Genomic DNA, 13,551 nt, shown 5'->3' with positions numbered 1-13,551 from the left:
CGCTACTTGTTCTTCCAGTCATCCCACGTGGGGCGGTTGTCAAACCCGCCACCCCCGGTGACGTTGTCCCACGTGGGATCGTTGTTGAATGAATTGACTCTCACGGGGGTGCCTCCCGCCGTGACCAGCAGAGCCGTAAATCCCGCGCTACGCAGTCGAATCCGCTCCGCTAACGGTGTCTGGCTGAACAACCCGCAACACTCCTTCTAATAATGCCATCTTGCCGTTACGGCAGTAGTCGGTCTCTGTCCCATCCATTCGGCCGTGTTCGAAGTGCCGGTTAGCCGGGTGACCACCTCCGCAGAAATCGAAGTAAGGACACGTATTCCTGCACGCGTCCACGCCGGACATGAATTCGGCCACCCAAGGCACGCCAGTCGCACGCGAGATAATCTCGTCTAGCGAGGCATCCAGTACGTGTCCGCTTGAGAAAGTTCCTCGTGCGTTACCGAATCCGGCTAGCTCTGGCGAGATGAGGGTTACCGAACCGTCGTAGGCAACAGTGGGCAACGGGTCAATAAAGGGTGGTCGTCGGCTCGCGTGATCCTGATCCTTTAGAACCGCTTCAACATAAGCGAGCGTCCGTCCTAGCTCTCTCAGGCGGATGGTCGGATTCTCCCTCCATGCTGCCATCAATTCCGCCCAGAAACCGGTCACGCTTTCCTGGTCGTGGGCGTTGGTCGTGGCGTTGACGCCTTCCTGTTCTTCAATGTTGACGCCGAGTTCCGAGATTCCACTTTCAACGGCGAAGCTGTAGAGCCTACGGGCACGTTCGGGTGTCGGGTCTGATACGACCGCGATTGCGTAGACCTCATGACCGTGAGCGATGAGCCGCTCAATCCCCTGCATCGCCTTTTCGTAGGCTGGTGCTCCTTTTCGATCCACACGGTTGGCGTTGTCGGACGGTCCGCCGTCGATACTGACACCCACGTACATGTCTCGTTCGGTGAAGAATTCGCACCACGCATCATCTACCAGCGTGGCGTTTGTCTGGACACCGTGCTTGACGTCAAGGTCGTTGAAAGCGTCCATTAGCCGCCCGAGGTAAGCGCGGCCAGTCGCCAGCGGCTCCCCACCGTGCCAGCACACGTCAACTGTGGTGTAGGCCGTCCAGGGCCGGACGGACTCGGCTACTGTCCGCGCCACTTCAACGGACATCCTGTTGCGCTTGTGTCGGAACGGCAGGTAGCAGTAACTACAGTCGAGATTGCATAACGTCTCAGGCTGGAGAATCACCGACCTCGGTCGAATAAACAGATCCGTGTCAGCACTGGTCATTTCCCCCTCGCGTTTCCATCGTGCTTAGACGCGTCATTTCCGTAGGCGCTGGAAGATGCGTAGGTCGCGGAGCGTGGGCCAGATCAGGTAACCAAACGGCGCTGGCTTGGTCAGCTCCGTAGACACGGATCAGATCCTGGATGTCCCACCGCAACCGGACGAATCCCAGCTCTTCGGGTTGGGTCCGATTGTCGCCGTAGGGGACCGCGATGAACCCGTTCCGTAGGAGCTGCTGTAGCGCAACCATCGTGTTGATGTGCTCTTGCTCTGCCTTCTGAACGTCGTCGCTGCTCAAGGTCACCTCCTAGGCCCGGTGGTACGGCCACCCCTTGCCCGGCGCGCGTTCTGGAGGTCTCACGGACAAGGGGTGACCTACCGTTGTTCCTACCGGTCGCACTCCGCGTTTATGCTGATCAGCGCGTTTACAAAGGTTGACAACGCGGACCGGGGAGCAGGCTTTGTCGGAACTGAGTGACGCTCTCAGGGCAGCGCGCGAGGCTGCCGGATTCAGCCTGTCCCGGATGGCTCAACTCACCCACTACAGCAAGCCCTACTTGAGTTTGATCGAGACAGGGAAGCGCCGACCGCTCCCGGAAGTCGTTGCGGCGTATGAACAAGCGCTAGGTTTGCCGATCGGTGGTGACGCGATGCGACGTGCCCATGAGTGGCTTGTCTCGGACTCTCCTACGGCCGTACAGCGCCGATCCGGTCGCAGGGTGGGTGAGTCCCTGGCAGACGCCCTGGACGCTCGTGTGGTCGAACTGAGGCACCTTGACGACGTGGTTGGCAGCGCGGCCCTGTTGCCCGCCGTGCGGCAAGAGCTAGAAGAGGCGCAATCGTTGGTGCGTAACGGTTCCTACGTCGAGCCGATCGGTCGGAGGCTGCTCACCGCCACCGGCGAGCTTGCCCAACTCGCCGGGTGGGTGGCGTCGGACGCGGGGAGGTACGCGGACGCCCAACGGCTGTACCTCGGCGGGGTGTCAGCGGCTGAGGAAGCGGGCAACGATTCCCTTGCGGCGCAATTGTTTTCGTCACTGAGCTACCAGATCGCCAACGTGGCTGACCCGCGTGACGCGCTGCTCCTGGCGCGTACGGCGGTCACGGGAGCCCGAAGGGCTACGCCCGTCGTCCGGACGCTGCTGTTGGAACGGGTGGCATGGGCAAGCGCCAAGACCAAGGACCGTGACGGCACGCTCCGCGCGCTGGACGCGGTAGACGACACATACGAACAGAGGTCCACCGGTATCGAAGAACCTGAGTGGGTCTATTGGCTCAACAGAGCTGAAATCGATGTCATGGCCGGACGTTGCATGATCCAGCTAGGTGCACCCGACAAGGCCGAACCGTTGCTGTCCGGCGCGGTCGCCACCTACCCCGAGGGACACTCGCGAGAGGTGGCCCTCTACCTCTCCTGGCTTGCCGAGTCGTACGCCCGTACAGGCGCACTGGACGCCGCGACGGCGACTCTGGAGCGCGCTAGGGGGTACGCGGCCCGGATGCCGTCCACGCGCACAGACGATCGGTTCGACGCCGTTGAGAAGCTGCTTCCACCTCGGTGATCCGACGGTCACTCAGGGCATGAGCTGTGCGGCAACCGTCGCGCCGAGTTCCCAACACGCGCGAAGGTCTTCCTTCGTCGGTTCACCGGTCACGCTGACGTTGGGGGTCACCTTCTCCCATGACAACCCCGTAGTGATCGACTCGATCCCGCGAACCGCGCCCGTGGTGTCGTTGTTGCCGTGCACGTACAGGCCGTAAGGGCGTCCGCGCGTGGCGTCGAGGCACGGGTAGTAGGCGAGGTCGAAGAACACCTTCAGCGCGCCGCTCATCATCCCCAGGTTCGCGGGCGTACCGAGGACGTAGCCGTCAGCTTCGAGCGCGTCAGACACCGTGGCTGCCAGAGCCGGCCGTCGCACCACTTCCACGCCTCCGATCTCCGGATCGGTCGCGCCGGCTACGACCGCCTCGAACATCGCTTGCATGTTCGGGGACGGCGTGTGGTGCACGATCAGGAGTCGGGGCACGCGGGACAGGCTGCCGCGCACCGGAACAACGCGCAACCGCTCGGTAGCATGGTCACGCCTGGTGACGAGCCGGTCGACGGCCGCCGGGAACCGATGCGGCTGCTGTGCGTCTTCAGTAGTAGCAGTGCAGGGGAGGGAGTCATGGAAACTCGAAGTATCGCCACGATGCAGCGGAACCGGCGGATCACGTGGGGCGCCGGTGTCGGTATCGGGGTCGGGCTCATCGGTCTGCCGCTGGTGTTCATCGCGCTGTGGCCGGGGGTCGACCACAGCCCTTGGGACGTCAACACGATGATCCTCGCGGCCGGTGTGGCGCTGTGCACGGTCAGCTACATCGCCGGCCGGATCTCGGTCGCCGCCGCCACGCAGAACAGGTCCCGCCCGGTGAGCCCGCCGACCAGGCGTCCTTACCTGGTGGCGGGCGGTGCGCTCGTCGTCGCCGTGCTCTGCCTGCTGATCGCTATGGCGTCGTGAGCAGGTCCGACACCTGAGCCCGAAGCTCGGCCAACCGGCCCTCGGCACGCACGCGGGCGGCCGGCAGGTCGTCGGCCACCGGTTCCACGACCTCCAGGTACGCCTTGAGCTTCGGCTCCGTCCCGGACGGCCGCACGACCACCCGCACGCCTTCCTTCGTCAGCCTGACGACGTCCGCCTCCGGCAACAGGTCTTCAAAGGTGAAGCCCGCCGGCGGCTCGGCGCGCAACCGGGCCATCAACGCCCCGATCCGGCTCAGGTCGGTGAACCGCAGTGAGACCTGGTCGGTCAGGTGCAGGCCGTGCTCGACGGCGAGCTGGTCCAGCGCGTCCAGCAGCGTTCGCCCGGACGCCTTCAGCCCGGCCGCCAGGTCGCACGCCACCACGGCGGCCGAGATGCCGTCCTTGTCGTTCACGGACGCCGGGTCGACGCAGTTGCCCAACGCCTCCTCGTACGCGAACACCAACCCCTCGCCGGCGCGCACCAACCACTTGAACCCGGTCAACGTCTCCGCGTAACGCGCCCCGCGCGCCGCCGCGATCGACTTCAGCAACGACGAAGAGACGATCGTGGTCGCCACCAAGGGATCCGGGTTGTCCACAGCGTCCACAGTGGACAACACCAGCGACCCGAGCAGCACGCCGGTCTCGTCGCCGCGCAGCATCCGCCACGACCCGTCCCGCTCCCGGACGCCCAGCGCGCACCGGTCCGCGTCCGGGTCCAACGCGATGGCCAGGTCGGCCGACTCGGCCGCCGCCAGCTCCAGCAACCGGTCCGCCGCACCCGGCTCCTCCGGGTTCGGGAACGACACCGTCGGGAACGACGGGTCCGGCACGGCCTGCTCCCGCACCACCCGCACGTCGGTGAACCCGGCCCGCCGCAACGCCTCCACCGCCGTCGCGCCGCCGACACCGTGCATCGGCGTCAACGCCACCCGCAGGTCACGCGCCACACCGCGGGGCAGCGACGCGACCCGTTCCAGGTACTCGTCCACCTCCGCCTCGGACACCGGCAGGCAGTCGTCCGACAACGGCACCGACACGGCGGCCGGCACACCCCGGATCGCCGCCTCGATCGCGCGGTCCTCCGGCGGCACGATCTGCCCGCCACCGGCCAGGTACAGCTTGTAGCCGTTGTCCGCCGGCGGGTTGTGCGACGCGGTGATCTGCACGCCCGCCACCGCGTCGTGCCGCTTGACCAGGAAAGCCAGGATCGGCGTCGGCAACGGCTCCGGCAGCACCCGCACGGTGAACCCGGCGCCCGCCAGCACACCGGCCGTCGCGGCGGCGAAGTCCTCCGACCCGTGCCGCGCGTCCCGGCCGACGAACACCGTGCCGACGTGCCCGTTCGCCTTGAGCCACGCGGCGAGCCCGGCCGTGGTGCGGATGACCACGGCCCGGTTCATCCCGTTCGGCCCGGCCCGCACCGGCCCGCGCAGCCCGGCCGTGCCGAACGTCAGCGGTCCCGACATCCGGTCCGCCAGGTCCTCGGCGGCGGAGGCGTCACCGCCCATCGCCCGCGCCAGGACGGTCTGCAACTCCAGGCGCGTCGCGGCGTCCGGGTCGTCCGCGATCCAGCGGAACGCCGCGTCACGCAGGGCCGGGGTCAGGCTGTTCGTCATCGAACCTCCGCTGAGAGGAGAACGTCCCGTCCGGAGGTTCTACGCCTTGTCCACGAGGTCGCGCAGCAGCGCGCCCATCCGGCTCGCCGCGGCCTGACCGGCCTCCAGCACCTCTTCGTGGTTGAGCGGCTCACCGGTGATGCCCGCGGCCAGGTTCGTCACCAGCGACAGGCCGAACACCTCCACGCCCTCCGCGCGTGCCGCGATGGCCTCCAGCACGGTGGACATGCCGACCAGGTCCGCGCCCATCGTCCGCAGCATCCGGATCTCGGCGGGCGTCTCGAAGTGCGGCCCCGGCAGGCCCGCGTAGACGCCTTCCTCCAGCGACGGGTCGATCTCCCGCGCGAGCTGCCGCAGCCGCGGCGAGTACAGGTCCGTGAGGTCCACGAACCGCGCGCCCACCAGCGGGGACGACGCGGTCAGGTTCAGGTGGTCGCCGATCAGCACCGGCTGGCCGACCGCCATGCCCTGGCGCAGGCCGCCGGCCGCGTTCGTCAGCACGACCGTGGAGACGCCCGCCGCGGCCGCCGTGCGCACGCCGTGCACGACCTTGGCCACGCCCTTGCCCTCGTAGCCGTGCGTGCGGCCGAGCATGACCAGCACGTTCTTGCCGCCGACGACCACCGACCGGACGGTGCCGCCGTGGCCGACGGCGGTGGGCGGCTCGAACCCGGGCAGCTCGCCCATGGGCACCTCGGCGGTGGGCTCGCCGATCAGGTCGGCGGCCGGGCGCCAACCCGAACCGAGGACAACGGCGATGTCGTGCTTGGCCACCCCGGTCCGCTCGGCCAAGGCCTTCGCCGCGTCGGTGGCCAAGGCCTCGGGGGTGGTGTTCTCACTGATGGCGGTCACGGCCGGGAGCCTAATAGCCGTCCTCGCGCGCTGCCCGCACTGCCCGCTGCCGTCGTTAATCGCGCAAGGTGAACGTGTTGGAGATGGTGTCGAACAGCCGGTCCCGGCCCATCTCCTCCTGCTCGGTCGGCACCACGACCTCCACCACCCACAGGTCGTTCCCCCGCGGCAGGACCCTCGAATACCGGCTTCGTCGCAGGTCAGGGCCTGCGGGCGCGGTACCTCGGGCCAACGTCGTGGCCCGTTCCACGGTCCGGTAGCTGAACTGGAGGGCCGGTTCAGGCCCACCCTGCGGCAGGTCCTCGGTCGGCTCCAGCGCCTCACCGAAGTACTGGCCCTCGGCCCACCGCGACCGCACCAGCCTGAGGTAGTCCTTGATCGTGTTCCGCTCGTAGAAGTCCGGGAACCGCTGCACCGTCACCTCGTACAGCCCGTTCGGCGCGACCAGGTGCACGACCGTGCTCGGCCCCAGCCCGTTGTTCGTCCGCTGCTCCAGGAAGCTGGTCCAGTCCGGCCCGACGTCGATGGTGAACTCCGCGCCCTGCTCGCCGTTCGCGGTGGCGGCCGAGGCGGTGACGGGCAGCAGCGACGGCGTCTCGGTGATCACCGGCAGGGTCGGGGTGCTCTGCGGTGGCGGCGGCAGCAGGGACGAGCCGGCCACCGTCCTGGTCAGCGCGAACCCGGACACGCTGCCGATCGCGAACAGGACAATCGCCGACAACGCCACCACCAAGCTCGCCGCCGGACGCCGTCGCAGCAGTTCGAGGGTCGGCGGCTCTACCACCGTGAACGGCAGGGGTCCGGGGTCGGCGGCCAACGGGGTGTCCGGCGGGACCGGCGGCTTGAGCACCACCGGTGGGGGGCGTTCGATCTCCACGACGGGCGGGCGTTCGATCTCCACCACCGGGCGGGACGGCGCCGAAGCGGGGAACACGTCGGTGCCCAACTCGGGCAGCAGCGGCCGGACCAGCCGCCGCACGTCGGCCAAGGACATCCGCTCATCGGGCGTCTTCGTCATCAACCCCGCGACCACCGGCTCCAGCGCGCCACAGGCCGCCGCCGACGGAACCTCGCCGTGCACCACCTGGTTGATCGTCTGGAGCACGTTCGCGCCCTCGAACGGCTGCTGCCCCGTCATCGCCGTGAACAGCGTCGCGCCAAGTGACCACTGGTCCGCCGCGAACGACACCGCACCGCCCGCCGCCACCTCGGGCGCGATGAACGCGGGCGTGCCCAGCGTGATCCCGCGGCTGGTCAGCGTGGCCTCGGCGACGTTGCGCGCGATGCCGAAGTCGGTCAGCTTCACCCGGCCGTCGTCGGCGACCAGCACGTTCCCCGGCTTCACGTCCCGGTGCGTGATCCCGGCCCGGTGCGCGGCCTCCAGCGCGGCGGCCACCGCGTCCGCCACGACCGCGCCCTGCACGTCGGTCAACGGACCGCGCTGCCGCACCACCTCCGCCAGCGACGACGACGGCACCAGCTCCATCACCACGTACGGGTCGCCGTCGACCTGTACCACGTCGTAGACCGTCACGAGGTTGGGATGGGCCAAAGCGGCAGCGGAACGGGCCTCGCGGAGTGTGCGTTCCCGAAGCAACTCCGCTTCGTCATCGGCCGCGCCGGGAGGGCGCAGGATCTCCTTCACGGCGACGTCCCGACGTAGGACTTCGTCGTGTGCGGCCCAAACCGTGCCCATGGCGCCGCGCCCCAGCACGTGCCGCAGGCGATATCGGCCGGCTATCAGACGCTCCGTTTCCACTGCGCCATCATTCACCCCCGTGGAAGACTGGCGTCTGCATCGTTCACGGCGGTGAACCTCACATAGCCGCCGTACTCACCGGTAAACAAGACTGCGGAGCATGATGGAGCCGTCAGGCGAGTTGGCGCTGGCCGCCGAGTTCCCCACCCCTGACCGCGAGCAGTGGCTGGAGCTGGTCCAAGGCGTGCTGCGGAAGTCGGGTGCCGACTTCGGTTCACTGATCACCACCACCTACGACGGCATCGAGGTCCAGCCGCTTTACACGGCCGCAGACCAGGTGCCGGACGCCGGTTTCCCCGGCCTGGCGCCGTTCACCCGCGGTGGTCGCCCCCAGGGCGCGGTCGAGGGCTGGGACGTGCGTCAACAGCACCGCGTGGCGGACCGCAACGCGGTCATGGCCGACCTGGAGAACGGCGTCACGTCGCTGTGGCTGAAGGGCCTCGACCCGACCACGTACGGCGACGTGCTGGCCGACGTCTACCTGGACCTCGCGCCGATCGTGATCGACGGGGGAGTGGACTTCCTCGACGCCGGTCGCGCCATGCTGCGGGTCTGGGACCAGCGGCCGGTGCTGCCGAGCGAGGTCCGGGGCAACCTCGGCGCGGACCCGTTGGGCGTCCAGGCGCGCACCGGGCAGGCCGCCGACTTCACCGCGTTGACCGATCTTCTGGGCAAGGCCCGTGCGTTCCCCGAGCTGCGTGTGGTCGTTGTGGACGGTCTTCCGTTCCACGAGGCCGGTGGCTCGGACGCGCAGGAGCTGGGCGCGTCCCTCGCGGCCGGTGTCGCGTACCTGCGGCACCTGACCGAAACCGGGCTGAGCGTCGCGGAAGCCGTGCGGCTGCTGGAGTTCCGGTACGCGGCGTCCGCCGACCAGTTCCTCACCATCGCCAAGTTCCGCGCCGCCCGGCGACTGTGGGCCCGGGTCACCGAGGTCGCGGGAGCGCCGAGCGCGCAGCTCCAGCACGCGGTCACGTCGCCCGCGATGATGACCCGCCGCGACCCCTGGGTGAACATGCTCCGCACCACCCTGGCGTGCTTCGGCGCGGGCCTCGGCGGCGCGGACGCGGTGACCGTGCTGCCGTTCGACGCGGCCATCGGCCTCTCCGACGACTTCTCCCGGCGCATCGCCCGCAACACGCAGTCGCTGCTGCTCGAGGAGTCGCGGCTGGCCGGTGTGATCGACCCGGCGGGTGGCTCCTGGTACGTGGAGCGGCTCACCGACGACCTCGCGCACGCCGCGTGGGCGTGGTTCCAGGAGATCGAGGCCGCGGGCGGGCTGCCCGAGGCGTTCGACCTCGTCGCCGAGCGCGTGGCCGTGACCTGGGAGAACCGCCGCAAGCGGCTGGCCGACCGGTCCGACGCGATCACCGGCGTCAGCGAGTTCCCGAACCTGGGCGAGCAGCCGGTCGTCCGTCCACCCGCTCCGGAAGAGCTGTCCGGCGGCCTGCCGCGCATCCGTTACGCCGAGCCGTACGAGGTGCTGCGGGACGCGGCGGAGGCGACCCCGGAACGTCCCAAGGTCTTCCTGGCCACGCTCGGCCCGGTCGCCGCGCACACCGCGCGGGCGTCGTTCGCGGCGAACCTGTTCCAGGCGGGCGGCATCGAGACGCCGAACGCCGGTCCCACCAAGACCGTCGAGGACGTGGTCGAGCGGTTCCGCGAGAGCGGCGCCCGGATCGCGTGCCTGTGCGGCAGCGAGACGAGCTACGCCGAGCTGGCCGTGCCCGTGGCCGAAGCGCTGCGTGCGGCGGGCGCCGAGCGCATCCTGCTGGCGGGCAAGAAATCGGACGCACAGATCGACGAGCACGTGTTCATGGGCTGCTCGGCACTGGACGTCCTGGAGCACACGTTCGAGGCACTTGCCGTCCCTACCTCCAGCGGAGTCCAGCGATGATCCCGAACTTCGCCGCGGTCGACCTCGGCGAGCCCACCACGGCCACCGCCGCGCAGTGGCAGGCCGCGCTCCAGGAGGCGACCGGCAAGGGCGCGGACGCGCTGATGTGGGAGACGCCGGAAGGCATCGGCGTCAAGCCCGTCTACACGGCCGCGGACACCGAGGGCCTCGACTTCCTGGCCACCTACCCGGGCATCGCGCCGTACCTGCGCGGCCCGTACCCGACGATGTACGTGAACCAGCCGTGGACCATCCGGCAGTACGCCGGGTTCTCCACCGCGGAGGAGTCCAACGCCTTCTACCGCCGCAACCTCGCGGCCGGCCAGAAGGGCCTCTCGGTCGCGTTCGACCTGGCCACCCACCGCGGCTACGACTCGGACCACCCGCGGGTGGCCGGTGACGTCGGCATGGCGGGCGTGGCGATCGACTCGATCTACGACATGCGGCAGCTGTTCGACCGCATCCCGTTGGACAAGATGAGCGTGTCGATGACCATGAACGGCGCGGTGCTGCCGATCCTGGCGCTGTACATCGTCGCGGCCGAGGAGCAGGGGGTGGCGCCGGAGCAGCTGGCCGGGACCATCCAGAACGACATCCTCAAAGAGTTCATGGTCCGCAACACCTACATCTACCCGCCGCGGCCGTCGATGCGGATCATCTCCGACATCTTCTCGTTCACCTCGCAGCGGATGCCGAAGTTCAACTCCATCTCGATCTCCGGCTACCACATGCAGGAAGCCGGCGCGACGGCCGACCTGGAGCTGGCGTACACGCTGGCGGACGGCGTGGAGTACCTGCGCGCGGGCCGTGACGTGGGGCTGGACATCGACGCGTTCGCGCCCCGGCTGTCGTTCTTCTGGGCCGTCGGCATGAACTTCTTCATGGAGGTCGCCAAGCTGCGCGCGGCCCGGCTGCTGTGGGCGAAGCTGGTGAAGGGGTTCGACGCGAAGAACCCGAAGTCGCTGTCGCTGCGCACGCACTGCCAGACGTCCGGCTGGTCGCTGACCGCGCAGGACGTGTTCAACAACGTCGCACGCACGTGCGTCGAGGCGATGGCCGCGACCCAGGGCCACACGCAGTCGTTGCACACCAACGCGTTGGACGAGGCCCTGGCGCTGCCGACGGACTTCTCCGCGCGCATCGCCCGCAACACCCAGCTGCTGCTCCAGCAGGAGTCGGGCACCAACCGGGTGATCGACCCGTGGGGCGGTAGCGCGTTCGTGGAACGCCTCACGCACGACCTGGCGCACCGCGCGTGGTCGCACATCAGCGAGGTCGAGGCCGCGGGCGGCATGGCGCAGGCCATCGACGCCGGCATCCCCAAGCTGCGCATCGAGGAGGCCGCCGCGCGCACCCAGGCGCGGATCGACTCCGGTCGGCAGCCGGTGATCGGCGTGAACAAGTACCAGGTGGAGTTCGACGAGCACATCGACGTGCTCAAGGTGGACAACGCCGGTGTGCGCCAGCAGCAGCTCGCGAAACTGGCCCGGTTGCGCGAAGAACGCGACCAGTCCGCAGTGGACAGTTCGCTGGACGCCCTGACCCGCGCCGCCGGTTCGGACGGCAACCTGTTGGAGCTGGCCATCTCCGCGGCCCGCGCCAAGGCCACCGTCGGCGAGATCTCCGAGGCGCTGGGCAAGGTCTGGGGCCGGCACTCCGCGCAGATCCGCACCATCACGGGGGTTTACCGCGAGGAGGCCGGCTCGGTGTCCAACGTGGAGTCGACGCGCGAGGTCGTGGCGGCGTTCGCCGAGGCCGAGGGCCGCCGTCCGCGCATCCTGGTCGCCAAGATGGGTCAGGACGGCCACGACCGCGGCCAGAAGGTGATCGCGACCGCGTTCGCCGACCTCGGCTTCGACGTGGACGTCGGCCCGCTGTTCCAGACCCCGGACGAGGTCGCCCGCCAGGCCGTCGAGGCGGACGTGCACATCGTCGGGGTGTCGTCGCTGGCCGCCGGTCACCTCACGCTGGTGCCCGCGCTGCGCTCGGCGCTGGCCGAGTCCGGCCGCGAGGACATCATGATCGTGGTCGGCGGCGTGATCCCGCCGCAGGACTTCGACGCGCTGCGCGAAGCGGGTGCGGCGGCGATCTTCCCGCCCGGCACCGTCATCGCCGACGCGGCCGGCGACCTGCTGCGCAAGCTCGCCGTGCAGCTGGGCCACCCGGAGTTCGGCGCTCCCGGTGTCGACCAGCCGGGACGAGATGGCTAAGCGGATCGACGTCGGCGAGTACGCCAAGGGTGTGCTCGCCGGCAACCGCAGCAAGCTGGCCCAGGCCATCACGCTGGTCGAGTCGACGCGCGCGGACCACCGGGCGTTGGCGCAGGAGCTGCTGGTCGAGCTGCTGCCCCACGCGGGTGGCGCGCACCGCGTCGGCATCACCGGCGTGCCCGGCGTGGGCAAGTCGACGTTCATCGACGCGTTCGGCTCGATGCTGACCGGGCAGGGCCACCGGGTCGCGGTGCTGGCGGTCGACCCGTCGTCCACCAAGACCGGCGGCTCGATCCTGGGCGACAAGACCCGGATGGACCGGCTCGCGGTGGACCCGGCGGCGTTCATCCGGCCGTCCCCGACGTCCGGCACGCTCGGCGGCGTGGCCAAGGCGACCCGTGAGTCGATCATCCTGGTCGAGGCCGCCGGGTACGACGTGGTGCTGGTCGAGACGGTCGGCGTCGGCCAGTCCGAGGTCGCGGTGGCGAACATGACGGACTGCTCGCTGTTCCTCACCCTCGCCCGCACCGGCGACCAGCTCCAGGGCATCAAGAAGGGCGTGCTGGAGCTCGCCGACGTGATCGCGGTGAACAAGGCCGACGGGCCGCACGAGATGGACGCCCGCAAGGCGGCCCGTGAGCTGGCCGGCGCGCTGCGGATGCTGCGCCCGCCGGACGCCGTGTGGCACCCGCCCGTGCTGACGTGCAGCGGTCTGGACGGCACCGGGCTGGACACCGTGTGGGAGCAGATCGGCATGCACCGGGCGGCCCTGGAAGCGGCCGGTGAGCTGGCCGAACGGCGTCGGCGGCAGCAGGTGGACTGGACCTGGGCGATGGTGCACGACCAGCTGCTCACCAGCCTGCGTTCGGCGCCCGCCGTGCGCGCGGTCGTGCCCGAGGTGGAGCGGCAGGTGCGTGAAGGCGAACTGACCGCCACGTTGGCCGCCGAACGCATCCTGACCGCGTTCCGCGAGCTTGAGCGCGGTCTGTGAACGAGCGTTGCCATTACGCGACGTGAACGGTCACCGGTTTGGACGACCACTGACAGTGGTAACCCGCAAAGGCGGTGGCTAGGCTTGGCGGCCATGTGGCGATCTGTGCTCGCGGTGTGCCTGTTGGTGCTGGCCGGAGGCCTCACCGTGTCCGGCACAGGGACCGCCGTGACGACATCGTCGCAGGTGGCGGCCGTGCAGACGGAGAGCCTGGCGCCGGGCGGCACGCTCGACCCCGCGCCCGCTCCCGGCCCCGAGATCGACGCGCCGCAGGAGTCGACCCCCGCCGACACCGCCGAGACGCGCAGGAAGTTGTGGCTCGGAGGTATCGCGGTGCTGCTGTTCGCCCTCGTTTACTGGCGTAACAAGAAGCGGTGGTCGAAGTGGCGTGCGGGCCGCAAGAAGGCGTGACTTCCGCGCGGGTTGCGGCATGACCTGCGAGGATTCC

12 protein-coding genes are annotated in these 13,551 nt (G+C 69.2%); 6 read left to right on the top strand and 6 right to left on the bottom strand.

Going from position 1 to position 13,551, the window contains the following annotated elements:
* Positions 1–2: 2 nt before the first annotated feature.
* Together amcA and amcB are read right to left on the bottom strand one after the other, a co-directional pair.
* A complete protein-coding gene (amcA, locus tag F4560_RS46715; protein ID WP_376775353.1) occupies positions 3–104 on the bottom strand; it encodes a multiple cyclophane-containing RiPP AmcA in 102 nt (33 codons plus the stop codon).
* A gap of 43 nt (positions 105–147) precedes the next feature.
* A complete protein-coding gene (gene amcB / locus F4560_RS28410; protein ID WP_184925009.1) occupies positions 148–1,278 on the bottom strand; it encodes a cyclophane-forming radical SAM peptide maturase AmcB in 1,131 nt (376 codons plus the stop codon).
* A 431-nt stretch (positions 1,279–1,709) separates the two neighbouring features.
* Here amcB and F4560_RS28405 point away from each other — a divergent pair, with 431 nt between their 5' ends.
* Positions 1,710–2,837 (top strand): helix-turn-helix domain-containing protein, encoded by a 1,128-nt coding sequence (locus tag F4560_RS28405; RefSeq protein WP_184925006.1) that lies wholly within the window; start codon positions 1,710–1,712, stop codon positions 2,835–2,837.
* A gap of 12 nt (positions 2,838–2,849) precedes the next feature.
* On the opposite strand, the gene F4560_RS28400 is transcribed toward F4560_RS28405, so the two are convergent.
* Entirely contained in the window at positions 2,850–3,302 is a 453-nt protein-coding gene (locus tag F4560_RS28400; RefSeq protein ID WP_184925003.1) for a flavodoxin family protein, read from the bottom strand.
* 141 nt (positions 3,303–3,443) lie between these two features.
* Here F4560_RS28400 and F4560_RS28395 point away from each other — a divergent pair, with 141 nt between their 5' ends.
* Positions 3,444–3,776: a hypothetical protein gene (locus F4560_RS28395; RefSeq protein WP_184925000.1), complete on the top strand. Its 333-nt coding sequence runs from the start codon at positions 3,444–3,446 to the stop codon at positions 3,774–3,776.
* Here F4560_RS28395 and F4560_RS28390 read toward each other — a convergent pair.
* The 3 genes from F4560_RS28390 to F4560_RS28380 are packed head-to-tail and all read right to left on the bottom strand — an operon-like array spanning position 3,763 to position 8,008.
* Positions 3,763–5,397 carry a phospho-sugar mutase gene (locus F4560_RS28390; RefSeq protein ID WP_184924998.1) on the bottom strand — a complete coding sequence of 545 codons (1,635 nt, stop codon included), beginning with the start codon at positions 5,395–5,397 and terminating at the stop codon, positions 3,763–3,765. The genes F4560_RS28395 and F4560_RS28390 overlap by 14 nt on opposite strands.
* Before the next feature lie 39 nt (positions 5,398–5,436).
* Positions 5,437–6,249, bottom strand: a complete 813-nt coding sequence (locus tag F4560_RS28385) for a purine-nucleoside phosphorylase (RefSeq protein ID WP_184924993.1) — start codon at positions 6,247–6,249, stop codon at positions 5,437–5,439.
* 55 nt (positions 6,250–6,304) lie between these two features.
* Complete coding sequence (locus F4560_RS28380; RefSeq protein WP_184924990.1) at positions 6,305–8,008, bottom strand: serine/threonine-protein kinase; 1,704 nt, start codon at positions 8,006–8,008, stop codon at positions 6,305–6,307.
* 103 nt (positions 8,009–8,111) lie between these two features.
* On the opposite strand from F4560_RS28380, the gene F4560_RS28375 reads away from it, so the two are divergent.
* The 4 genes from F4560_RS28375 to F4560_RS28360 all read left to right on the top strand — a co-directional run bounded on the left by F4560_RS28375 (position 8,112) and on the right by F4560_RS28360 (position 13,514).
* The gene (locus F4560_RS28375) at positions 8,112–9,902 is read left to right on the top strand and encodes a methylmalonyl-CoA mutase family protein (RefSeq protein WP_184929445.1); all 1,791 of its coding nucleotides are present in this window, start codon (positions 8,112–8,114) and stop codon (positions 9,900–9,902) included.
* A complete protein-coding gene (gene scpA / locus F4560_RS28370; protein WP_184924987.1) occupies positions 9,899–12,112 on the top strand; it encodes a methylmalonyl-CoA mutase in 2,214 nt (737 codons plus the stop codon). The genes F4560_RS28375 and scpA overlap by 4 nt, the downstream gene beginning before the upstream one ends.
* Positions 12,105–13,103, top strand: a complete 999-nt coding sequence (gene meaB, locus F4560_RS28365; protein ID WP_184924985.1) for a methylmalonyl Co-A mutase-associated GTPase MeaB — start codon at positions 12,105–12,107, stop codon at positions 13,101–13,103. The genes scpA and meaB overlap by 8 nt, the downstream gene beginning before the upstream one ends.
* A 93-nt stretch (positions 13,104–13,196) precedes the next feature.
* Complete coding sequence (locus F4560_RS28360; RefSeq protein WP_184924982.1) at positions 13,197–13,514, top strand: hypothetical protein; 318 nt, start codon at positions 13,197–13,199, stop codon at positions 13,512–13,514.
* Positions 13,515–13,551 lie beyond the last annotated feature (37 nt).

It is taken from the genome of Saccharothrix ecbatanensis (assembly GCF_014205015.1).
Lineage (GTDB): Bacteria > Actinomycetota > Actinomycetes > Mycobacteriales > Pseudonocardiaceae > Actinosynnema > Actinosynnema ecbatanense.
The sequence above is the reverse complement of the archived record's forward strand: the minus strand, read 5'-3'. Positions and strand labels throughout refer to the sequence as shown.